Raw genomic sequence first — 22,172 nt, 5'->3', positions numbered from 1 at the left:
CAAGGACCACCCTCGGCGGCAGGTCAGGCGGCACCTTCCTGGAACAGGCCGACGAGGTTGCCGTCCGGGTCCTGCACGGCGGCGATCAGCGTGCCGCCGCCGACGTCCTGGACGTCCTGCAGCGGCTTCGCACCCGCCTCCAGCAGCCGGGCGAGGGCCGCCCGGATGTCGGGCACGGTCCAGTAGGGCACCGGCCCGGTCATGCCCTTGCCGTGACCGTGCGGGTCCAGACCGATCTCATGGGTGCCGGTCCGGAACCCGACGTAGTACGGCTCGTCCGCGTACGGCTCCGTCCCGAGCAGCGCCCGGAACAGCTCCTTCGCCGGGCCGACGTCCTTCACGGGGTAGACGATGGTCTTCAGCGCGTGGGTCATGGCGTACTCCTCCTCGAAGCGGGGCCGGCGCCCGGTGTGCGCCGATGACCTCACGTTAGGCCGGGGGAGGGCCACCCGGCTTCTCCGATCCTGACCGCCTGCGCCGTCCGGGGGCTTCGTCCGCCGGGGGCTCTCTACGTCGAGTCCCGCTTCACCAGCTCCGTCGGCAGGATCACCGCAGCCGGGTCCTCGCCGCCGATCTGGGCCAGCAGCACCCGCACCATCTCCGTACTGATGCGATCCCACGGCTGGCGGATCGTGGTGAGCTCCGGACTCGCGGCGACCGCCGCCGGGGAGTCGTCGAAACCACCGACCGCCACGTCCTCGGGCACCCGTCGCCCCGACCGCTGCAGCGCGGTGAGCACACCCTGGGCCATCAGATCGGAGGCGACGAACACCGCGTCCATGTCCGGGACCCGCGCCAGCAGCCGCTCCGCGCCCGCCTCACCGCTGGCCCTGCTGTAGTCCCCGGAGACCACCAGCCGCTCGTCGGCCTCCACACCCGCCTCGGCGAGCACCTCCCGGTACCCGGCGAGACGCTCCACACCGCCCGGCGTGTCCAGCGGGCCGGTCACCACGCCGATCCGCCGCCGCCCCAGCGCCAGCAGATGCCGCACCATGTCCCGCGCGCCGTCCCGGTCGTCGGCGGCCACATAACTCACCTTCGAACCCAGCCCGATCGGCTTCCCGCACGCCACCAGCGGCACCCCGGCCGCCCGCAGCTCCTCCGCCACCGGGTCACCCGAGTGACTGGACACCAGCAGCACCCCGTCGACGTGCCCGGCGGTGATGTACCGCGTGATACGCCGCCGTTCGTCGTCCGTGCCGGCCAGCATCAGCAGCAACGGCACGTCATGAGCGGCCAGCGCCTGCGTGCAACCCCGCAGCAGCACATTGAAGTTGGGGTCCTCGAAGAACCGCTCCTGGGGCTCGGTGAGCAGAAAACCCACCGAGTCCGAACGGCCGGTGATCAGTGAACGGGCGTGCCGGTTCACCACGTACCCCGTCTTGCGGATGGCGGCGTTCACGGACTCCGCCGCGGCGGGGCTGACGTAGTGGCCGCCGTTGAGCACCCGCGAGACGGTGCCGCGCGAGACACCGGCCTCGCGCGCCACGTCGTGGATCGTCGGCGGCTTGCGCCTGCCCCCCGTGTTGCTCATGGTCATGACTTTACGGCCCCGGAGAGCAGATCCAGACTCCAGAACCGCTGGATGACCAGGAACAGCGCGACCAGCGGGAACACCGCGAGGAACGCCCCCGTGATCACCAGGGTGTACAGCGCCGGCGTGTTCGCGCCCTGTTCCAGCAGCGTGTACAGACCGAGGGTGATCGGGAACTTCTCGTCGTCGCTGAGCATGATGTACGGCAGCAGGAAGTTGTTCCAGATCGCCACGAACTGGAACAGGAACACCGTCACCAGTCCCGGCACCATCATCGGCAGCGCCACCCGGGAGAAGATCCGCCACTCGCCCGCGCCGTCCATCCGCCCCGCCTCCACCACGTCCGACGGCACCGCGGCCGCGGCGTAGATCCGCGCGAGGTAGACGCCGTACGGGGAGAGGATCTGCGGCAGCAGCACGGACAGATGGGAGTCCGTGAGATCTGCCTTCGCCAGCAGCAGATACTGGGGGATGGCGAGGATCACCGGCGGCATCAGCACCCCCGCGAGCAGCACGTTGAACAGCGACTCGCGGCCCCGGAAGCGGTAGACCGCCAGCGCGTAGCCGCTGACCGCCGACACACACGTCGACAGCAGCGCGCCCAGCCCGGCGTACAGGGCGGAGTTGCCCATCCACTGCCAGTAGACGCCGTCGCGGTAGGCGCTGAGGTCGGAGAGGTTGTCGGCGAAGCCTGTGCCCGGCCAGAACGTGAAGGTGGAGAACAGCTCCGAGCCGGACTTGGTGGACGCGATGACCACCCAGGCGACCGGCAGCAGACAGTAGACCGCGCCGAGCAGCAGGGTCAGGGTCGGGACCAGCGCGATCCCGCGGGGGCGCGCCGGGCCCCGGGTGGTGCCGGCCGCGGGCCCGGCCTTGCGCAGGGCCACAGAACTCATCGGGCCGCCTCCTGCTTGCTGCGTCGGTTGGCGGCCCGCAGGAACCCGAAGGACAGCACCAGCGTGGCGAGCGCTATCAGGGTGGCCTGTGCGGCGGCCGCGTAGATGTCGCCGTTGCCGAAGGCGTCCTGGTACACCTTCATCAGCGGACTCCAGGTGGTGGACACGGAGTTGGTGAGCGGCTTGAGCGTGGTCGGTTCGCTGAACACCTGGAGCGTCGCGATGATCGAGAAGAAGAAGGTCAGCACCAGCGAGGGCGCCACCATCGGGATCTTGATCCGCAGCGCGGTCTGCAGCGGCGTGGCCCCGTCCAGCCTGGCCGCCTCGTACACCTCGGCGGGGATGGCCCGCAGCGCGGTGTAGATGACGATCATGTTGAAGCCGGTGCCGCCCCAGACGGCGATGTTCGACAGCGCCAGATACAGCGGCCCGCCGTCGAGCAGATCCGGCTGCGGCAGACCGAACCTGTCGAGCACGAAGGAGAACGGGCTCACGTCCGGCAGATACAGGAAGCCCCACAGCAGGGCCGCCACCACACCGGGGATCGCGTACGGCAGGAAGATCGCGAGCCGGGTGACGGGCGCCAGCCGCACTCGCTCGGAGTCGAGCATCAGCGCGAACACCAGGGCCAGGCCCAGCATCACCGGTACCACGATGCAGCCGTAACCGAGCACCCGCAGCGCACCGTTCAGCAGCTCGCTGTCGGACAGCGCGCCGGTGTAGTTCTGCAGACCGGCCCAGACCTCCTCGCGGGCGCCGGCGCCGAGGCCGAGCCCGGAGACCCGCACCTTGCGGAAGCTGAGCCAGACGGCGTACCCGATGGGCAGCGCGAAGAACAGGAGGAACAACAGACCGGCGGGTATCAGGAACGCGTACGGGGCCCCCTTGACCCCGTACGACGTCCGGCGGGGCGTGGACCTCACTCCGCGACCCCGAAGCCCTGCTTTTTCAGGTCCGCGACCGTGTCCTCCTGCATGGTGGTCAGGGCGGCGGTGAAGCCCGACTTGTTCTTCGCGGCCGCGCCGAAGGCGTCCCTGAACGTCGTGTAGGCGACGTTGACGTTCGGGCCCCAGGCGGACGGCGCGGTGGTCTCCGCGATGTCGGCGGCCTTGCGGTAGAAGTCGGGCTGGTTGGAGAAGTACTCCGGCGCGGTGGTGAAGGCGCCGCTGAGCTGGGCCGACGTGGAGGCCGGGTAGATGCCGCCCTCCTTCGCCAGCGCGTTCAGGGCGTCGCCGTCGGTGTTCAGCCAGGTGGCGAACTTCGCGGCGGCCTCCTTGTTCTCGGAGTCGGTGGTGACACCGGTCGAGGACCCGCCCCAGCTGCCCGTACGGCTCGCGCCGTCACCCCACTGGGGGAGCGGGGCCATGGCCCACCTGCCCTTGGTGTCCGGCGCGGCCGTGGTCAGCGTGCCGGGCGCCCACACCGCGCTCACCCACGCGATCTGCTCGCCGGTGTTCAGCGCCTTGTTCCAGGCCGGCGTGTACATCGGCTGGTTGTCGATGGCGCCCTCCTCCACCAGACCGCCCCAGAACTCGGCCACCCGCTTCGTCGCCGCGTCGTCGATGCCGACCTTCCACTTGTCGCCGGAGGTGGTCCACCACCGCGCGCCGGCCTGCTGGGCGAGACCCGCGAACAGGCCGGAGTCGTTGGCGGAGAAGGTGGTCAGATCCTTGTCCGGGGCCTTCTTCTTCAGCGCGCGGGCCGTCTCGGCGAACTCCTCCCAGGTGGCCGGGACGGAGAGCCCGTACTTCTTGAACAGGTCCTCGCGGTAGTAGAACATCATCGGCCCGATGTCCTGCGGGACCGCGTAGACGGCGTCCGTGCCGAGCGTGGTCTGCTGCCAGACGCCGTCGGCGAACCTGCTCTTCGCGTCGCCCACGTCGTCACCGATGTCGGCGAGCGCGTCATTGCTGACCAGCGTCGGCAGCGCCTGGTACTCGGCCTGCACCAGATCGGGCGCCTTGCCGGCCTTGTGGGCGGTGAGGATCTTGGTGACCAGCGTGTCACCGGCCGCCTGCTTCTTCACCGTGACGGTGATCTGCTCCTTCTTGCCCGGCCCCTTGTTCCACAGGTCGACGACCTTGTCCATGCCGGGGGTCCAGGTCCAGTACGTCAGTGAGACCGGCCCCGACTGCGCCGCGTCGTCGTCGGACGACGAGCCGCAGGCGGCGAGTGCGGTGGTGCCGAGCGCGACCGCGACGGCGGAACTCACGAGGCGACGGCGCTTCGTGTACGGCATGGAACTCTCCCCTGACCTGGGGCCCTCGCCTGCTGCGAGAACCAGCCATGCTTCTGTGAGCGTTCACAGTAGAGAAACATCTCGGACACTTGTCAATGGTTGTTGCTGTGCGGTTATGTTGGCCTCGCACCGCCGGAAGGGTGTGTGCACGTTCCCAGGAGATCGAACACATCGGGAGAGATTCCATGCCGGAGACCACCCCCAGGGGCCTCACCGGGCTCGCCTTCGGCGGGGACTACAACCCCGAGCAGTGGCCGGAGACCGTCTGGGACGAGGACGTACGGCTGATGCGGGAGGCCGGCGTCACCATGGTGAGCGTCGGGATCTTCTCCTGGGCCCTGCTGGAGCCCTCGCCCGGCGTGTACGACTTCGGCTGGCTCGACCGCAACCTCGGCCTGCTGCACGGGGCCGGTGTCCGCGTCGACCTCGGCACGCCCTCGGTGTCGCCGCCCGCCTGGTTCTACCGCGCCCACCCCGACGCGCTGCCCGTCACCGAGGACGGCGTACGCCTGGAGTTCGGCTCACGCGGCGCCATCTGCCACAGCAACACCGACTACCGCGCGGCCGCCGCGAACATCACCACCCAGCTCGCCGAGCGCTACGGCGACCATCCCGCGCTCGCCCTGTGGCACGTCCACAACGAGTACGGCGTTCCCGTCTCCGCCTGCTACTGCGACTCCTGCGCCGGCCACTTCCGCCGCTGGCTGCGGCGGGAGTACGGCACCGTCGAGGCGGTCAACGAGGCCTGGGGCACCGCCTTCTGGGGCCAGCGCTATGCCGGCTTCGACGAGATCAACCCGCCGCGCCGCACCCCGACGGTCGGCAATCCGGCCCAGGCGCTGGACTACCGCCGGTTCGCCGACGCCACCATGCGGGAGAACTTCACCGCCGAGCGGGACATCCTGCACCGGCTCTCGCCCGGTGTCCCGGTCACCACCAACTTCATGACCGCCCTCAGCCAGTGCGACTCCGTCGACTACTGGGCCTGGGGCCGTGAGGTGGACCTCGTCACCAACGACCACTATCTGATCACCGACGGCCGCCGCACGCACGTCAACCTCGCCATGGCCGCCGACCTCGCCCGTTCCGTCGCCGGCGGCGCCCCCTGGCTGCTGCTCGAGCACTCCACCTCGGGCGTCAACTGGCAGCCCCGCAACCCCGCCAAGGCCCCCGGCCAGATGGCCCGCAACTCGCTGGCGCACGTGGCCCGCGGCTCCGAGGGCGCGATGTTCTTCCAGTGGCGCCAGTCCCGGCGCGGCGCCGAGAAGTTCCACTCCGCGATGCTGCCGCACGGCGGCACCGACACCCGCGTCTTCCAGGAGGTGACCGAACTGGGCTCCGCCGTACGCGCGTTGGCGCCGATCCAGGGCAGCCGCACCGAGGCCTGCGTCGCCGTGCTGTGGGACTGGCAGTCCTGGTGGGCGCAGAACCTCGACTGGCGCCCCAGCGAGGACCACGACGCCCGCGAACGCGCCGACGCCTGGTACGAGGCCCTCTACGACCACCATCTCACCGTCGACTTCGCCCACCCCGAGGCCGACTTGTCGAGGTATCCCCTTGTCGTCGTACCAGCCCTGTACCTGATGACACAGGCGGCGGGGGACAACCTCCGGGAGTACGTCGAGAACGGCGGCACCCTCGTCGTGTCGTACTTCTCCGGCATCGTCGACGAGCACGACGCGGTGCACGAGGGCCCCTACCCGGGCGCCCTGCGTGACGTACTCGGCCTGACCGTGGAGGAGTTCTCCCCCCTGCTGGGGGGCGAGCGGGTCCGGCTCACCGGCCCCGGCGACAGCGGGCTCGACGCCGACGTGTGGACGGAGTTCGTGGTGCCGCGCGGCGCCGAGACGGTGTGGACGTACGCGGACGGCCTGACCGAGGGACGCCCGGCAGTCACCCGGCACCGGCTCGGCGAGGGCACCGCCTGGTACGTCTCCACCCGGCTCGGCGCCGAGGGCCTGGCCACCCTGCTCGGCCGGGTCGTAGAGGACACCGGGATCGACCCGCGCGGCGATCTGCCCCGTGACGTCGAAGTGGTGCGCCGTACCGGCGAGTCGGGCACCTTCCTGTTCGCGATCAACCACACCGCCGCCGACGCCAAGGTGCCGCTGGACACCCCCGGCACCGAGCTGCTGACCGGCGAACCCGCCGCGGGCCGCCTCGCGGTCCCGGCCGGAGCCGTCCGGATCGTACGGCTCGACGGCTGAGCCGCGACTCCCCTCCGCCCGCGTGAGCACACCGGCCGCGGGCGGAGGGGGCCCTCACCCCCTCCCGGGTGCGGGCGCCCTCTCCCCACGTCGAAGGGACGACGAACGCCCACGTTCCATCCCAGACGCACACTTCACGCCCTGCTCACGCCGCTCGTGGCCGGGCTCGCCCTCACCGCCCTGCCCGCCCAGACCGCGACGGCGGCGAGCACCCTCACCAACGGCGGCTTCGAGAACGACGGTGCGGGCGCCGCGACCCCGGCAGGCTGGTCCGAGTACGGCGACACGGCGGCCTCGTACACGGAGTCCGGTGGCCGCAGCGGCAGTCACCGCCTCTCCCACTGGTCGTCCGCCGCCTACAAGGTCGAGACGTACCAGTACCTGTCCGGACTGACGAGCGGCGACTACCGGCTCACCGCCTGGGTCCGCTCCGGCGGCGGCCAGAACGCCGCCCACCTCGCCCTGAAGAACTGCGGCGGCGCCGAACAGCGCACCGATCTGCCGGTCTCCGACTCCGGCTGGATACGGATCGTCGTACCCGTCCGGGTCACCGGCGGCCAATGCACCATCAGCGTCGACAGCGATGCCCACGCGGGCAACTGGATCAACGTCGACGATCTGACCTTCACCCGCGGCACCACCCCGGGCGTCGCGGTCAAGGGCGCCGACATCTCCTCACTGCCCAAGAGCGAGGCGAAGGGCGGCACGTACCGGACCGCGTCCGGAACCGCCGGTGACCCGGTCGCGATCCTCAAGTCCACCGGCATGAACCACGCCCGCCTCAAGGTCTGGGTGAACCCGGCCGACGGCTACAACGACAAGGCGCACGTCCTCGCCCTGGCCAAGCGGATCAAGGCCCAGGGCATGAAACTCCTGGTCGACTTCCACTACTCCGACGCCTGGGCCGACCCCGGCAAGCAGAACAAGCCCGCCGCCTGGGCCGGACACGGCTACGGACAGCTGAAGAAGGACGTCTACGACCACACGTACGACGTCCTGAACGCCCTGAAGGCACAGGGCACCACCGCCGACATGGTGCAGGTGGGCAACGAGATCAACGGCGGCATGCTGTGGAACGAGGGCTCCACCGACAACTGGACCCAGCTCGCCGGACTGCTCAACTCCGGCTACGACGCGGTCAAGGCGGTCAGCCCGTCCACGGTCGCCGCGCTGCATCTCGCCGAGGGCGGTGACCTCGAGGGCACCCGCTGGTGGTTCGACAACGCGGTCTCCCACGGCGTGAGGTTCGACGCCGTCGGCCTGTCCTACTACGGCTACTGGCACGGCACACTGCACGACTTCCAGACCACCCTCGACGACACGGCCGCCCGCTACGGCAAGCCCGTCTTCGTCGCCGAGACGGCCTACCCGTTCCGGCTCGACAGCGAGGACGGCCTCGAGAACATCATCGACGTCAGCGGTGAACTCGTCCCCGGCTACCCGGCGTCCACCAGTGGCCAGACCCGCTGGATGAACGATGTGACGAGCATCGTGGAAGCCGTTCCGAACGGCCGCGGCCTCGGCGTCTTCTACTGGGAGGCGACCTGGACCGCCCGCGCCGGCAACGGCTGGGACCCCGCCGATCCGTCCTCCGGCAACGGCTGGGAGAACCAGGCACTGTTCGGCTACGACGACCGCGTCCTGCCCGCGACAGCGTGGTTCCGCCACCGCTGAACCGCCCGGCCCCGCCCCGGTGACCCCGGCGGCGGGGCCGAACAGCCCTGTACCACACGCCCGTTGAGTCCCGGACAAGCTGCCTTCGGAACGGGACACGGGGCGTTTCACTCGGGCAGAGTGGAAGGGCTCCGGAGCGCGCGGCCCGGCGCGGAGGTGTACGCCATGCTGAGGACCCCCGTCGACGGGACACGACTGCGCATCCTGACACTGCTGAGGGAAGCGGAGCCCGCCGGCCTCACCGCGCAGACCGTCGCCGCACGCCTCGCCCTGCCGGGCCCGGCCGCCCTCACCCACCTCCGGCTGCTCACCGCCCTCGGTCTGCTGCGTACCGACCGCGACCGCTACCGGTGCGACGAGGTACGGATCGCCGAGGTCGCACATCTGTTCGAGAAGGGGTGGTGGTGCGACCAGGGACGTTAGGCTGATCCCGAGCGAGTGGAGAGACGTACGACGGTGACAGCCCCGGAAACGGCGGGCCCACGGGCCCGCACAGCCCTCCGTACCCAGGCCCCCGTGGTCGGCGTGGTCGCGGTGGGCGGGGGAGCGGGAGCGACGGCACGGTACGCGGCCTCCCTGTGGTGGCCGGACCCGGCGCACGGATTCCCCTGGACGATCCTCTGGATCAATGTCGTCGGCTGTGCCGTCATCGGCGTGTTCATGGTGGTCATCACCGAGGCCCGCGCCGCCCACCCGCTGGTCCGCCCGTTCTTCGGCACCGGTGTCCTCGGCGGCTTCACCACCTTCTCCACCTACGCCGTCGGCATCCGCGACCTGCTCGACGCCGGCGAGGTGGGCGCCGGACTCGCGTACCTCGCGGTGACACCGCTCGCGGCACTCGCCGCCGTATGGGCGGCCGCCTCGGCGACCCGCCGTGTTCTGATCAGGAGGCAGCCATGACCCGGCTGACCGGCAGCGTCGTTCGTCTGACCGTGTACGTCGGCGAGAACGACACCTGGCACCACCGGCCCCTCTACTCCGAGATCGTCCACCGCGCCCACGCGGCCGGGCTCGCGGGGGCCAGCGTCTTCCGCGGCGTCGAGGGCTACGGCGGCTCCTCCGTCGTCCACACCTCCCGGCTGCTCTCCCTGAGCGAAGACCTCCCCGTGGCGGTCGTCGTCGTGGACACCGAGGAGCGCGTACGGGCCTTCCTGCCGGAACTCGACGCGCTCGTCACCGAGGGCCTGGTCCTCCTCGACCACTGCGAGGCCGTACGCCATGTCCGCCGCGACGACGGCACGGGCACCGGCGAGGCACCACGGTGAGCTGGCTGTATGTGGTGCTGGGCGCCATGGTCGGCGCCCCCCTGCGCTATCTCACCGACCGCGCCGTGCAGTCCCGTCACGACTCGGTGTTCCCCTGGGGGACCCTCACGGTCAACGTCTCCGGCAGCCTGATCCTCGGCCTGCTCACCGGCGCCGTGACCGCGGGCGCGGCGGGCCCCGGCCTTCAGCTGTTCCTCGGCACGGGCCTGTGCGGCGCCCTGACCACGTACTCCACCTTCTCCTACGAGACCCTCCGCCTGGCCGGGACGGGCGCCCGCGGCTACGCCGCCGTGAACGTCGTGGCGAGCACGGCGGCCGCCCTGGGCGCCGCCTTCGCCGGCGCTGCCGTGGCCGGCGCGGTGTGGGGCTGACTAGGACATGCCGCGCAGCGGCTCCCCGACCTGCCTCAGGTGACGCAGCGCCTCGCGGTGCGAGGCGAGCAGTCCCGTCCGGCAGTACGGGACGCCCAGCTCGGCGCAGTACCGCTCGGTGATGACCTGGGCCCGGCCCAGCGCCGGTGTCGGCATGCTCGGGAAGAGGTGGTGCTCGATCTGGTAGTTCAGCCCGCCCATGAAGGCGTCGATGAACACCCCGCCGTCGACATTGCGGGACGTGAGCACCTGACGGCGCAGGAAGTCCAGCTCCGTGCCCTCCTCGATCATCGGCATGCCCTTGTGGTTGGGGGCGAACACGGAACCCAGATAGATCCCGAACAGTCCCTGGTGGACGGCGATGAACGCGAGCGCCTTACCGGGGGAGAGGACCAGGAACAGACCGCCGAAATACACGGCGAAATGGGCGACGAGCAGAATTCCCTCCAGCACCGGCCGCTTCATCGACGGGCTGCGCAGCGCCTTGAAACTGCTGACACTCAGATTGAGTCCCTCCAGCGTCAGCAGCGGAAAGAAGAGAGCCGCCTGGTGCTTTCCGATGAATCGTGCCGGGCCCTTCGCCTGCTTCGCCTGACGCCGCGACCACACGATGATGTCGGGGGCGACATCCGGATCCTTCCGCTCATGATTGGGGTTCGCGTGATGGCGGGTGTGCTTGTTCATCCACCAGCCGTAGCTCATGCCCAGCAGCACATCGGCCACCAGCAGACCGCCGATCTCACTGGGGCGCCGCCGGGAGAACACCTGGCGGTGCGCCAGATCGTGTGCGGCCAGACCGAGTTGCCCGAACACCACGGCCAGGGCGACGGCGACGAACAGCTGACCCCAGCTGTCCCCCAGGACGAGAAAGGCCGCGACGGAGCCGGCGAGCGCGAGCCCCACGGCACCGAAACGCACCGTGTAATACAGCGGGCGGCGCCGCAGCAGACCCGCTTCCGCTATACGGCGTGACAATACGGAGAAATCGCTTCCCTTTTCATCTGCGGGTGCGGGAGAGTCGGTGGTGAGTACCGTGGGATAGGCCATGTACTTGAGTATGTGAACGATGTCGGCCCCGCGGAATGGCGCTGACCCCCGGGCAGGGGTGACGGCGGCCCCCGAGCCGGGGGTGTGGCTGACCCCACCCCTCCGCTTGACAGTGCCCCGGCCGCCGCCGCACCATCGCCTCGTGAACCTGTCAGACAGCCAGACAGGTGGTGTGGCTCCGCGGCGCGTCAGCGCGATGGAAGCGGTGCTCTCCCACCTCCGCGGCGCCATAGAGCGCGGCGACTACGCGATCGGCGACAAGCTGCCCTCCGAGGCGGAGATGTGCCGCACCCTCGAGGTGTCCCGGCCCGTGCTCCGCGAGGCCCTGCGCGCCCTGCAGACCATGGGTCTGACCGTGTCCAGGACCGGCAGGGGCACCTTCGTCGTCGCCGACGCCGTCGAGGACCCGACCTTCGGCGACTACTCGGCCGGCCATCTCCTGGAGGTGCGCCGGCACATCGAGATCCCCGTCGCCGGGTACGCCGCCGAGCGCCGCACCCCGGAGAACCTGGACCGGCTCACCCATCTGCTCGACCGGATGGGGCGCGAGACCGACACCACGGCCTGGGTCGCCATGGACACCGTCTTCCACCTCGCGGTCGCCGAGGCCGCCCAGAACCCCGTGTTCCGCAGGGTGATCGAGGAGATCCGGGACGCGCTGGCCCGCCAGTCCGCCTTCCTCAACGAACTCGGCGGCCGCCGCGAACAGTCCGACCGCGAGCACCGGGCGATCGTCGAGGCCCTGATCGACGGCTCCGCACCGGACGCGGTCGACGCCATGACCCACCACCTCGACCGGGTCGAGACGACCCTGACCGCGATCATGCGCCCCGGCCGCACACCGAACCACGACTCCCCCCAGGCAGTGTGATGTACAGCACCCACCACGTGGACGTCCCCCCGATCCGCGAGCCCCTCCACGCCCCCGTCGCCCACCTGATACGCGGCGGGGTCGTCGAGGGCGTCCACTACGGCTCCGTCGCCGTCCTCGGCCCCGACGGCGAGGTCGGCTTCCGGCTCGGCGACATCGAGGCCGCCTGCTATCCGCGCTCCGCGCTCAAGCCCGTCCAGGCGGTGGCGATGGTCCGCGCGGGCCTTCCGCTCGACGGCGAGCTGCTGTCGCTCGCCGCGGCCAGCCACTCCGGGGAGGAACGTCACCTCGCGGGCACCCGGCGCATCCTCGAACTCGCCGGACTGACCGAGGACGACCTCCGCAACGTCCCCGACCTGCCGTTCGACCCGGTCGTACGGGATGCCTGGGTGCGTGAGGGGCGGCCGCCGTCGCGGCTCGCCCAGAACTGCTCCGGGAAGCACGCCGCGATGCTGTACACCGCGCGGTTGAACGGGTGGTCCCTCGACGACTATCCCGACCCCTCGCATCCCCTTCAGCAGGCGATCGCCGAGATCGTCGAGGATCTCACCGGTCAGCGGCTCGCCACGGTCACCGTGGACGGTTGCGGGGCGCCCCTGTTCGCCGTGTCCCTGCACGGTCTCGCCCGAGCCGGTGCGCGGATCGCGGGGGCCGCGTCCGGTACGCCGGAGGCTCGTGTCGCCGACGCGATGCGGGGATACGCGGAGATGGCCTCCGGGGCCGGGCGGGATGTGGCCGCGCTGATGCGGGCCGTGCCGGGGCTGCTCGTCAAGGACGGGTTCGAGGGTGTGCAGGTCGCCGCGCTGCCGGATGGGCGGGCGGTCGCCGTGAAGATCTCGGACGGGGCGGGGCGGGCGCGGGTGCCGGTCACGGCGGGGGCGCTGGCGCGGGCGGGGGTGGACGCGTCCCTGCTCAAGGAGTTCGGGGGTGAGGTGGTGCTGGGGGGTGGGCTGCCGGTGGGGGAGGTGCGGGTCGTTCCCGAGCTGTCTTCGGTGGCCGGGCCGGCGCTGGTGTGATGCTGCGCGGTTCCCCTCAGGAATGAGATGCGCTCCTCTCCCCCTGATGCGTGAGTGCCGGGCCCCATCTCAGGCGCAGGTAGAGGGACACGCTTGCCGCGCCTGCCAGGGCCGCTGCGGCGATGGGCCAACTGGGGTGGTGGCTTGGGGAGTCTCCGGCACGGGCCGACGGGATCGTGGCCGTGTCCGCTTGTGGGCCGCCCAGCTGGCCGGCGTGTGGGAGGTTCAGGGTGCCTACCGGGTCCACCCGGCCGGTGGCCTCGAAGCCCCAGTCCAGGAGGGCGCGGGCCTCCTCGTAGACCGCGTGGCCGCCGCCCGACCGGGGGTTCATGACCGTCACCACCAGGGTGTGGCCGTCGCGGTGTGCGGCCGTGACGAGAGTGTTGCCGGCGTTGCTGGTGTAGCCGTTCTTGATGCCGAGCAGACCGTCGTACGGCTCGACCCCGTCCTGGCCGGTGAGCAGCCGGTTGGTGTTCACGATGTCGTACGTGCCCCCGTCCCGGGCGGGGAACAGCGCCTCCCGCCGGCCGCAGTACCGGGCGAAGTCGTGGTTGCGCAGGCCTGCCCGGCCGAACACCGCCAGGTCGAAAGCCGACGACACCTGGCCGGGCGCGTCATAGCCGTCGGGTGACTTCACCCGGGTGTCGCGGGCGCCCAGCGCGCGGGCCTTGGTCTGCATCCGCTCGGCCGTGGCCCGCCAGCCCCCGCTGAGCGCCGCCAGCACCCGCACGGCGTCGTTGCCGGAGCTGAGGAACACCCCGTTCCACAGGTCGGACACCCGGTACGTACGGTCCTCCGCGACCCCGACGAGACTGCTGCCGGGCCCGATGCCCGCCAGTTCCCGCTCGCGGACCCGGTGCCGGATACCGGCCGGCAGGGTCGGCAGCACGGTGAGCGCGAACAGTGTCTTGAGGGTGCTGGCCGGTGGCAGCGGGCGGTGCGCGTCGTGCGCCGCCAGTACGTCGCCGGTGCCCGCGTCGGCGACCAGCCACGAAAGCGCCGACGGATCGGGGACCTCGGGTGCCCCCGGGCGCGGGCGGACCTGTGTGCCGGGCCGGTACAGCAGTGCCCCGGCCGTCGTCCGTGGCCCGGGATCGACGCCGGCGATCGCCACGGTGGGCGCCGACACCAGCAGACTCGCCGTGCACAGCGCACAGGTCGACACGACAGCTCGGGAAGTAAATCCGATAGTCATACCGCAAACGTAGGAATGGAGTCCCGGAACACCGCGCTGCCCCGGCCGGACGCCGCTCGCGTGCACCCGGATGCCACATGCCGGCGTCCTGTCAGGCACCCGGCAGGGTCGGCTGGACGCGCCGCAGGAACGCGGCGTTGTCGGGTGTCTCGCGCATGCGGGCCAGCAGGGTCTCCAGATCGGACAGCCCGTCCCGTGAGCGCAGTACCCGGCGCAGTCCCCGCGCGGCGGTCAACTCCGCCAGGTCGAGCAGCAGTTCCTCACGGCGGGTGCCCGACCCCGTGATGTCGGCGGCGGGGAACAGTCGCCGCGCGGCGGCCTCGCGGTGCAGCCGGAACTCCATGTTGCCGGTGCTCTTGAGCTCCTCGAAGTAGAACTCGTCGGCCCGGGAACCGGTCTCCACCAGGGCCGACGCGAGGATGGTGAGGGAGCCGCCCTCCTCGGCCTGCCGGGCGGCGCCGAAGAACCGCTTGGGCCCGAGCAGTGCGGTGGCGTCGACACCACCGCTGAGGGTGCGGCCACTGGACGCGGCCGCGTTGTTGTACGCCCGGCACAGCCGGGTCAGCGAGTCGAGGAGCACGACGACGTCCTCGCCCGCCTCGACGAGCCGCTTGGCCCGTTCGATGACCAGTTCGGCGAGGGCGATGTGCTGCTTGGCCGGCCGGTCGAAGGTCGAGGCGTACACCTCGCCGCGGACCGAGCGCCGCATGTCGGTGACCTCCTCGGGACGTTCGTCGAGCAGCACCACCATGAGCCGGCACTCGGGGTGGTTGCCGGCGACGGCCGCCGCGAGCTGCTGGAGGAGGACGGTCTTGCCGGTCTTGGGCGGCGCCACGAGCAGTCCGCGCTGTCCCTTGCCGACGGGAGCGAGCAGATCGACGACCCGCCCGGCAAGTCCGGACGCCGGGTGCTCCAGGCGCAGCCGCCGGTGGGGGTGAAGCGGTGTCAGATCATGGAAGTGCCGCCGGGTCCGCGACGCGTCGGGCGTACGGCCCTCGACGCGGGTGATGCCGGTGAGCGCGCGCCGGTCGCCGTACACGCCCTCCACGAGGTCGCCCTTGCGCAGGCCGTGGCGGCGCAGCAGGGCGGGGGAGACCGCGGGGTCGGCGGGGGAGGGCAGGCAGTGTTCGGCGCGCAGCCACCCCTTCCCGGCCGCGTCGACGTCGAGGACTCCGGAGACGAGCTGGGGCTGCTGCCGTACGGGAGGGTGTTCGAGTGTGGTGGTGGTCATGGAGCCGGTCCTTTCGCGGACGACGGGCGGGAACATGCGAGGGGGAGAAGGGACCGCGGGGGGAGGGCGGACACGCGCCTCCGCGGGGCGGAGAACAGCACCTCGGTCACGGCGGGAACGGACCCTGCCGATGAGGTGATGCGGGGAAGGCCGTATGCCGGTCGGACACGACGGCGGCTCGGCGAACCGAGGAGAACACTCGCGAGAGGCGAGAAAGAACTGGCATCGACGCCCGAATGGGGGCGTGCTACGTATGCTGATTGCACTGTACCACCCGCTGGATGGTGTGCGGAGCCACTATGGGGCGAGGCTCTGCTCTAGGCTGATCCGATGTTCAGCCCCGAAGGCCCCCGCCTGTGTGAACTCGCCGTCCAGGCGCTGTCGTCCGTGGAGCACGGATACGACCTCCTCGCACCGAAGTTCGACCACACCCCGTTCCGTACGCCCGACTCGGTGCTCGACGCCTCCGTTTCCGCACTGCGGCGGACGGGGCCGTTCGACGCCGGTCTCGATCTGTGCTGCGGCACCGGCGCGGGCGTCGAGGTGCTGGGTCAGGTGTGCCGGGCGAGCGTCACCGGCGTGGACTTCAGCGCGGGCATGCTGACCGTCGCGCGGAACCGGGTCCGGCCGCCGGGGCCACCGGTGCACTGGGTGCGGGCGGACGCGCGGGCGCTGCCGTTCGGGCCGGTCTTCGACCTCGTGGTCAGCTTCGGCGCCTTCGGGCACTTCCTGCCGCGTGAGCTGCCGGGCCTGTTCGCGGGTGTCCACGCGGTGCTGCGGCCGGGCGGACGCTTCGTCTTCCCCGTGGTGGCACCGCCCCGGCCGGGCTCCCTCACCTACGGGATGCTGCTGGGATTCGACGCCGTGATGCGGGTGCGCAACACCGTCCGGCGCCCGCCGTTCGTCATGTACTACCGCACCTTCCGCTTCGGCGACATACGGCGCGAACTCGCCCGGGCCGGGTTCCTGGTGGAGTTCCAGGCGCTGCCCGGGTTCGGACGGCGCCGGGACGGCAGCCCGAAGGTCCGGCTGGTCGTCGCCGCGCGGGCGGGAGCCTAGCGGGTTGGAATTCCCAACCCCATCCCTCTGGTCCGTTGGATTTTCCAACCTGCCTGGCTAGGGTGGGTCGCGTGACCATGACTTCGTCTGACGAGACCCATGTCGATCCACTGTGGCGGTCCTGGGAAGGGGCGCACGGCGGCTGGGTCGCCGGAGCCGCGCTGACCGCCGTACGGGACAGGTTCACGGGCGGGGACCGGCCGGTGCGCACACTGACCACGCACTTCCTCTCCCCGGTCGGCGCCGGCCCGCTGCGCTTCTCGGGCACCGGGCCCATGGCGGGCCGGCGTACCGCCACGTGTCTGTTCACCGGCCACCAGGACGGCGAGCCGGTCGTCATGGGCTCGGCGCTGTTCGGCCCGGCGCGCACCGGCCCCGCGCACGAGGGCCTCCCCGCCCCGGACGTGCCCGGCCCGGACGACTGTCCCGCGCTGGAACTGCCGGCCGAACTCGCCCCCTTCGCCCGGCAGCTGGACATACGCCCGGCCACCGCCGACCGCCCCCTCTCCGGCGGCCCGCGCGCCGAACTCGTCGCCTGGGTGCGGTTCCGCGACGGCCGGACCCTGGACGCCGCCGCGGTCACCACCCTGGCCGACGTCCTACCGCCCGCCCTGTACGCCCGCTGGCGCGCCCCGCGCCCGGTGCCCACCGCCGAACTGACCGTCCACTTCACCGACGCCCTCGACGAAGGAGTCCTGGAGGGTTGCACGCTTGTACGCATCCGCACCGAGCACGCGGGCGGCGGCTGGGCGGTCGACGACAGCGCGGTGTGGTCGGCGGACCGGCGGCTCCTGGCCACCGGCCGCCAGGCCCGCGTCGTACGGGAAGTGGCCGGTCAGACCGCGGCCGGCACCGTGAACTCGTAGACCAGGACGTCCTCCTGGGCGTCCATCACCAGCTCGGTGATCTCCAGCGGGCGGGCGTGCTGGTCGTGCACCCGCCGGACCACCCGCACCGACGGCGCCCCCGCGATCCGCGTGATCGTGTCCCGGTGATGCAGGGTCAGACCCGCCCGGCGCATCCAGTCGTAGGCCCGCCGCAGCTCCGCCGCGCCGGTGCCGTCGGCGCGGTCGCGGTAGCGGCCCAGCTCCTCGACCTCCGCGAGCGCCACGGCGGAGAACGAGGTCACCGCCGCCCGCAGCTCCCGCCCGTCGGCCGACGCCGACCAGTACCGGTGCACCAGCGTCGGCCGGGCGGGGGCCACACCCAGGGCCTCGGCGTGCCCGGACGGCGGAGCCTCCCAGGCCACGGTGGCCCTGGCCACCGCGCCCCGGCCGGCACACCGGGCGCCCAGCGGGAAACCGGACCAGGCCGGCGCCTCCACCGGCCGGCCGGGCAGCGTGGCGTGGCTGCCCCGCCGGTCCGTGGCGAGGAGTCCGTCACGGCGCAGCACCTGCAGCGCCTGCCGTACGGTCTCCCGGCTGACCTCGAAGTGCTCGGCCAGCCGCCGCTCGCCGGGGAGGCGTTCACCGGGCGGGATGACCCCGTCGCGCAGTTCGCCGAGCAGCTCCGTCGCGATCCTCCGGTAGAGCGGCTCCCCTTCGGTGGGCGGATGGTGGTGCGGGGTGGTGCGGGCCATGCCGCGCCTCCTGTTGATGACGGTCCGTAGCCGTGCGGGCTCGTTGCGCCACCACATCTAGCATTGGTCTACACCAGCAGGGAAGGGCGGCCGGGCAGTTCGGCCGGAACCGTACGCTCCCCCCTAGGGGGTGGCGTTTGGATCTGGCCGGGGTCACGGGGTCCGGCACCCACATCTGCCGCGTTGTCGTTGTTGCCAGGGCTCCGCCCTGACGCCCTCCTCCGCCTGGCAGCCGCACGCACCAGACCCCGCTCGGGTCGACAACAGGGCGCCGCCGACCGGAGCCGGCCTGATCCAAACGACACCCCCTAGCCGTGGGAACGCATCCAGCGCAGCTTGGCCGCCTGCTGGAACGGGCCGCCGCCCTCGTGGTCGTTGAAGTCGTACACCTCGATCTCCTTGTCCTCGTGCGCCCAGGCGTTGAACGCCCCGAACACCGTCGAGGGCGGGCAGGTCTGGTCCTCCAGAGCCGTCGAGAACAGGGCGGGGGCACGGCCGCGGGCGGCGAAGTGCACCCCGTCGAAGTACGACAGCGTGCCCAGCACGTCCGTGAAGCGGCCGCGGTGCGTCTTGAGGTAGTTGCCGATCTCCCGGTACGGGTTCCGGTCGGTGAGCGTCGTCGCGCGCGGGAAGTCGCACAGGAACGGCACGTCGGGCGCGACGCCCGCCAGGTCCGGGACCAGACCGCCGACGGCGAGGGTGATGCCGCCGCCCTGGCTGGCGCCCACGGCGACCGTGCGGCTCGCGTCGGTGAGCGGATGCGAGCGCGCCGCCTCCACCGCCCGTACGGCGTCCGTGAACACCCGGCGGTAGTAGTAGTTCTCCGGGGCGTCGACGCCACGCGTCATGAAACCCGGGTACGCGGGAGCGCCGCCCACCGGGTCGGCGGTGCCGCCGCCGGCGCCCCACGCACTGCCCTGGCCCCTGGTGTCCATCACGAAGTGGGCCCGGCCCGTGGACGCCCACAGCAGATGCTCGTGCGGCAGCCCGCGGCCGCCGCCGTAGCCGATGAACTCCACCACCAGCGGCAGCGGCTCCTCCGTGCCCGCGGGCAGCGTCAGCCAGCCCTTGACGGGGTGACCACCGAACCCGGCGAACGTCACGTCGAAGACCCGCACCGTGGTCAGCCCCGTGTCGACCGGCTCGAAACGGGCGTCCAGGTCGTACGAGCGTGCCTCCTCGAGCGTCCCGGACCAGAACGCGTCGAAGTCCTCGGGCGCGGTGGACGCGCTGCGGTACTCACGCAGCTCGTCGAGGGGGAGGTCGAACAGGGCCATCAGGAACCGCCTTCGTGGAGAGACAGTGCGAAGCGATGACACCGTACGTGGATCACCGGCGAGCCCGCCAGAGGCTACGAACGAAGCGCCAGGTCAAAGGCATGGAAAGCGATTTCTTACAGCCCGGGATTCCGTGAGCTCCGGCAACGGGTGACCGGGCCGCCCGGCCGTGGCCCGGTCAGCCGAAACGTTCGATCCGGATCCGTTCCACCGGCTGGCCGGCCGCCACCAGCAGCCTGGAGGCGTGCTCCGCGAAGGAGTTGGAACCGCACACATAGGCCTCCCACCCACCCGGAGGCTGCTTGGCCAGGAATGGCGCCACATGAGCGGCCGCCATACGTCCCACGGCCACACCCTCCGGGGCGCTCCGCGTGAACACCGCGGTGGTCTCCGCGCCGTACTCGCGCGCGTAGATCAGGTCCTCGGGCCCACGCGCCGACACCAGCAGACGCAGCGGCAGCCGCATGTCCCGGGCCCGGTGGTGCCGCACCATCGACATCAGCGGGACCACGCCGGAGCCCGCGCCCAGCAGCAGTGCGGGCCGGTCGCCCGGCCAGGCGAAGAAGCCGCTGAGCGGGCCGCGCATCTCGATCCGGTCACCCGGGCGGGCCACCGTGTGGAACCAGCCGGAGACCTCGCCGCCCTCGACCCGGTCCAGGGTCAGCTCGATGTGCCCGGAGTCGTCCGGCGCCGACGCGATCGAGTAGTGGCGCTGGGCCACATACCCGTCCTCGGCCGTCAGCCGCAGCAGCAGATGCTGCCCGGGAACATGCCCCGGCCAGCCAGGCACCGCGAACCGGAAGGTCGTCGCGCGCGGGGTCTCGGGACGGATCCCGGTCAGTGTCGCCGTGCGCCATACGGACGCCGTCCGCTCGTTCACGCCGATCCGTCCGGGCACCGCGAAGCGCGTCGGCGGAGCGAAACGCTCCGGTATCCGCCGGGGCATGCGCCCCAAGATCTGCTCAGTCACCGGAGTACCGCTGCTCCTCCCAGGGATTGCCCCGCTCGTGATAGCCGTTGCCCTCCCAGAAACCCGGCTCGTCGTGGTCGAGGAGCCGCAGCCCCGCGATCCACTTGACGCTCTTCCAGAAGTACAGATGCGGCACGATCAGCCGCGCCGGGCCACCGTGCTCGGCGGGCAGCGGCCGGCCGTCGTACTCCCAGACGATCCACGCCCGGCCGCCGGTCACGTCCGCGAGCGGCAGATTGGCGGTGTAACCGGTGTGCGCATACGCGACCACATGTGTTGCCGACCCGTGGGGCCGGACCCCATGGAGGAACGCGTCCAGCGAAACGCCGCCGAACCGCACCCCGAACTTCGACCAGCTCGTCACGCAGTGGATGGCGCCCTCGTACGACGAGGCAGGCAGCGTGTGCGCCTGCTCCCAGTCCCAGGAGCGGGGCTCCGCCACCAGCCCGTCGATCCGGAAGGACCAGTCGGCGGGCGCGAGGTCGGGGGTGACCTCGGCGGACAGGACGGGCCAGTCGGCGCCCGCGTCGTACTGACCCGGCGGCAGCCCGGGGTCGTGCACGCGAGGGCGGCCGGTGAAGCCTCGGGTGATGTTCACGTGATCGGTGATTCCGTTGCGACGGGTGCTCAGGTGTTTCCGTGTTCAACCGTACGCGGTGACCCCGGCCTGCGCGCCACCGGACCGGTCACGGCAGCCCGCGCGTCCCCGGTCGCCCGAGGCGCGAAAACGCCGTACGGCCCCGGGTGATCGTCGGGTACTGTGTGCCTCCGGCCGCGGACCGTCCCGGCCGGTGGACGTCCTGGAGGTGAGACCCATTACCGCTGTGTCAGATCGGGTGCTCTCACCTCGAAGCGACGCGGGCCACCGGCTGTAGGTGACCGCGAGAGCGCCCTTCGGCTCCCGAAAGGCCCAGGCTCTTGCCGCACATGCCGTCCCAGTCCCCCTCTTCCTCCACCGCCCCGCCCCCGCCGTCCCGTGACGATGTCGTGGCCGCGCTCCGCGCCGCCGGCTGCGTCTTCGCCGAGGACGAAGCCGAGATGATCTTCTCCGCCGCTGCCGCCCCGCAGGACATCGCCCCGATGACCGAACGCCGGGCGGCCGGACTGCCCCTCGAACTCGTCGTCGGCTGGGCCGAGTTCCACGGCCGGCGCATCATCGTCGAACCCGGTGTCTTCGTCCCCCGCCGCCGTACCGAGTTCCTCGTCGACCAGGCGCTCGCCCAGGCGCCCGCCGCCCGTGTGGTCGTCGACCTGTGCTGCGGCTCCGGCGCCGTCGGCGCCGCCCTGGCCGCCGCGCTCGGCGCGGTCGAACTGCACGCCGCCGACATCGATCCGGCCGCCGTGCGCTGCGCCCGCCGCAACGTCGCCGCGCTCGGCGGGCAGGTTCACACCGGCGACCTGTTCACGGCGCTTCCCGACGGGCTGCGCGGCCGTGTCGGCATCCTCGCCGCCAACGTGCCGTACGTGCCCAGCGCCGAGATCGGCCTGCTGCCCGCGGAGGCCCGCGACCACGAGCCGCTGGTCGCGCTCGACGGCGGCGCGGACGGCCTCGACGTGCTGCGCAGGGTAGCCGCCGAGGCCCCCGGCTGGCTCGCGCCCGGCGGCTGCCTCCTGGTGGAGACCGGCAGCCGCCAGGCCCCGGCCGCCGTCGCCGCCTTCACCGCCGCCGGACTGCGCACCCGGCTGGCCGCCTCCGACGAGGGGCAGGCCCATGTGGTGATCGGCGCGGCACCCTCGTAGG

General features: G+C 71.7%; 22 protein-coding genes and 1 pseudogene. 11 read left to right on the top strand and 12 right to left on the bottom strand.

Annotation, left to right across the window (positions count from 1 at the left end; all coding sequences use genetic code 11):
* Positions 1–23 precede the first annotated feature (23 nt).
* From ACGFR9_RS28345 to ACGFR9_RS28325, 5 genes are all read right to left on the bottom strand, one after another.
* Positions 24–374 carry a VOC family protein gene (locus ACGFR9_RS28345; protein ID WP_393213706.1) on the bottom strand — a complete coding sequence of 117 codons (351 nt, stop codon included), beginning with the start codon at positions 372–374 and terminating at the stop codon, positions 24–26.
* A 134-nt stretch (positions 375–508) separates the two neighbouring features.
* Positions 509–1,540: a LacI family DNA-binding transcriptional regulator gene (locus tag ACGFR9_RS28340; RefSeq protein ID WP_393213703.1), complete on the bottom strand. Its 1,032-nt coding sequence runs from the start codon at positions 1,538–1,540 to the stop codon at positions 509–511.
* Positions 1,537–2,430 (bottom strand): carbohydrate ABC transporter permease, encoded by an 894-nt coding sequence (locus ACGFR9_RS28335; protein ID WP_393213700.1) that lies wholly within the window; start codon positions 2,428–2,430, stop codon positions 1,537–1,539. Before ACGFR9_RS28335 ends, ACGFR9_RS28340 begins: the two co-directional genes overlap by 4 nt.
* Positions 2,427–3,353 carry a carbohydrate ABC transporter permease gene (locus ACGFR9_RS28330; protein WP_393213697.1) on the bottom strand — a complete coding sequence of 309 codons (927 nt, stop codon included), beginning with the start codon at positions 3,351–3,353 and terminating at the stop codon, positions 2,427–2,429. The genes ACGFR9_RS28335 and ACGFR9_RS28330 overlap by 4 nt, the downstream gene beginning before the upstream one ends.
* On the bottom strand, positions 3,350–4,669 hold the full coding sequence (locus ACGFR9_RS28325) for an ABC transporter substrate-binding protein (protein WP_393213694.1): 1,320 nt from the start codon (positions 4,667–4,669) through the stop codon (positions 3,350–3,352). The genes ACGFR9_RS28330 and ACGFR9_RS28325 overlap by 4 nt, the downstream gene beginning before the upstream one ends.
* 185 nt (positions 4,670–4,854) lie before the next feature.
* On the opposite strand from ACGFR9_RS28325, the gene ACGFR9_RS28320 reads away from it, so the two are divergent.
* From ACGFR9_RS28320 to crcB (ACGFR9_RS28295), 6 genes are all read left to right on the top strand, one after another.
* Complete coding sequence (locus ACGFR9_RS28320) at positions 4,855–6,876, top strand: beta-galactosidase (RefSeq protein ID WP_393213691.1); 2,022 nt, start codon at positions 4,855–4,857, stop codon at positions 6,874–6,876.
* Between the two features lie 156 nt (positions 6,877–7,032).
* A complete protein-coding gene (locus ACGFR9_RS28315; protein WP_393213688.1) occupies positions 7,033–8,550 on the top strand; it encodes an arabinogalactan endo-beta-1,4-galactanase in 1,518 nt (505 codons plus the stop codon).
* A 165-nt stretch (positions 8,551–8,715) separates the two neighbouring features.
* On the top strand, positions 8,716–8,973 hold the full coding sequence (locus tag ACGFR9_RS28310) for a helix-turn-helix domain-containing protein (protein WP_393213685.1): 258 nt from the start codon (positions 8,716–8,718) through the stop codon (positions 8,971–8,973).
* Between the two features lie 33 nt (positions 8,974–9,006).
* Positions 9,007–9,450, top strand: a complete 444-nt coding sequence (crcB, locus tag ACGFR9_RS28305) for a fluoride efflux transporter CrcB (protein WP_393213682.1) — start codon at positions 9,007–9,009, stop codon at positions 9,448–9,450.
* Entirely contained in the window at positions 9,447–9,815 is a 369-nt protein-coding gene (locus tag ACGFR9_RS28300; RefSeq protein WP_393213680.1) for a DUF190 domain-containing protein, read from the top strand. Before crcB (ACGFR9_RS28305) ends, ACGFR9_RS28300 begins: the two co-directional genes overlap by 4 nt.
* Entirely contained in the window at positions 9,812–10,186 is a 375-nt protein-coding gene (crcB, locus tag ACGFR9_RS28295; RefSeq protein ID WP_393213677.1) for a fluoride efflux transporter CrcB, read from the top strand. Before ACGFR9_RS28300 ends, crcB (ACGFR9_RS28295) begins: the two co-directional genes overlap by 4 nt.
* Here the strand turns inward: crcB (ACGFR9_RS28295) and ACGFR9_RS28290 are convergent, their stop codons facing one another.
* Positions 10,187–11,233: a fatty acid desaturase family protein gene (locus tag ACGFR9_RS28290; RefSeq protein WP_393213674.1), complete on the bottom strand. Its 1,047-nt coding sequence runs from the start codon at positions 11,231–11,233 to the stop codon at positions 10,187–10,189. It abuts the gene before it with no gap.
* Between the two features lie 196 nt (positions 11,234–11,429).
* On the opposite strand from ACGFR9_RS28290, the gene ACGFR9_RS28285 reads away from it, so the two are divergent.
* A complete protein-coding gene (locus ACGFR9_RS28285) occupies positions 11,430–12,104 on the top strand; it encodes a FadR/GntR family transcriptional regulator (protein ID WP_393213794.1) in 675 nt (224 codons plus the stop codon).
* Entirely contained in the window at positions 12,104–13,120 is a 1,017-nt protein-coding gene (locus tag ACGFR9_RS28280) for an asparaginase (protein ID WP_393213671.1), read from the top strand. The genes ACGFR9_RS28285 and ACGFR9_RS28280 overlap by 1 nt, the downstream gene beginning before the upstream one ends.
* A 16-nt stretch (positions 13,121–13,136) precedes the next feature.
* On the opposite strand, the gene ACGFR9_RS28275 is transcribed toward ACGFR9_RS28280, so the two are convergent.
* Together ACGFR9_RS28275 and rho are read right to left on the bottom strand one after the other, a co-directional pair.
* Entirely contained in the window at positions 13,137–14,315 is a 1,179-nt protein-coding gene (locus tag ACGFR9_RS28275; RefSeq protein ID WP_393213669.1) for a D-alanyl-D-alanine carboxypeptidase family protein, read from the bottom strand.
* A gap of 91 nt (positions 14,316–14,406) precedes the next feature.
* A pseudogene (gene rho / locus ACGFR9_RS28270) lies at positions 14,407–15,656 on the bottom strand (transcription termination factor Rho).
* 220 nt (positions 15,657–15,876) lie between these two features.
* Between rho and ACGFR9_RS28265 the strand changes: the two are divergent.
* Entirely contained in the window at positions 15,877–16,605 is a 729-nt protein-coding gene (locus ACGFR9_RS28265) for a class I SAM-dependent methyltransferase (protein ID WP_393213666.1), read from the top strand.
* A gap of 77 nt (positions 16,606–16,682) precedes the next feature.
* Complete coding sequence (locus ACGFR9_RS28260) at positions 16,683–17,471, top strand: acyl-CoA thioesterase (protein WP_393213791.1); 789 nt, start codon at positions 16,683–16,685, stop codon at positions 17,469–17,471.
* Here ACGFR9_RS28260 and ACGFR9_RS28255 read toward each other — a convergent pair.
* The 4 genes from ACGFR9_RS28255 to ACGFR9_RS28240 form a co-directional block, all read right to left on the bottom strand.
* Positions 17,441–18,184, bottom strand: coding sequence for a GntR family transcriptional regulator (locus ACGFR9_RS28255; protein ID WP_393213663.1), 744 nt, complete (start codon positions 18,182–18,184; stop codon positions 17,441–17,443). The genes ACGFR9_RS28260 and ACGFR9_RS28255 overlap by 31 nt on opposite strands.
* A gap of 308 nt (positions 18,185–18,492) precedes the next feature.
* The gene (locus ACGFR9_RS28250; protein ID WP_393213660.1) at positions 18,493–19,461 is read right to left on the bottom strand and encodes an acetylxylan esterase; all 969 of its coding nucleotides are present in this window, start codon (positions 19,459–19,461) and stop codon (positions 18,493–18,495) included.
* 178 nt (positions 19,462–19,639) lie between these two features.
* On the bottom strand, positions 19,640–20,395 hold the full coding sequence (locus tag ACGFR9_RS28245; RefSeq protein WP_393213788.1) for a ferredoxin reductase: 756 nt from the start codon (positions 20,393–20,395) through the stop codon (positions 19,640–19,642).
* Between the two features lie 28 nt (positions 20,396–20,423).
* Complete coding sequence (locus tag ACGFR9_RS28240; protein ID WP_393213657.1) at positions 20,424–21,029, bottom strand: sulfite oxidase-like oxidoreductase; 606 nt, start codon at positions 21,027–21,029, stop codon at positions 20,424–20,426.
* A 329-nt stretch (positions 21,030–21,358) separates the two neighbouring features.
* On the opposite strand from ACGFR9_RS28240, the gene ACGFR9_RS28235 reads away from it, so the two are divergent.
* Positions 21,359–22,171: a putative protein N(5)-glutamine methyltransferase gene (locus ACGFR9_RS28235; RefSeq protein WP_393213654.1), complete on the top strand. Its 813-nt coding sequence runs from the start codon at positions 21,359–21,361 to the stop codon at positions 22,169–22,171.
* The last annotated feature ends 1 nt before the right edge of the window (position 22,172 follow it).

It is taken from the genome of Streptomyces sp. NPDC048584 (assembly GCF_043199595.1).
GTDB classification, from domain to species: Bacteria; Actinomycetota; Actinomycetes; order Streptomycetales; family Streptomycetaceae; genus Streptomyces; species Streptomyces edwardsiae.
This window is presented reverse-complemented; position numbering and strand designations above follow the sequence as displayed.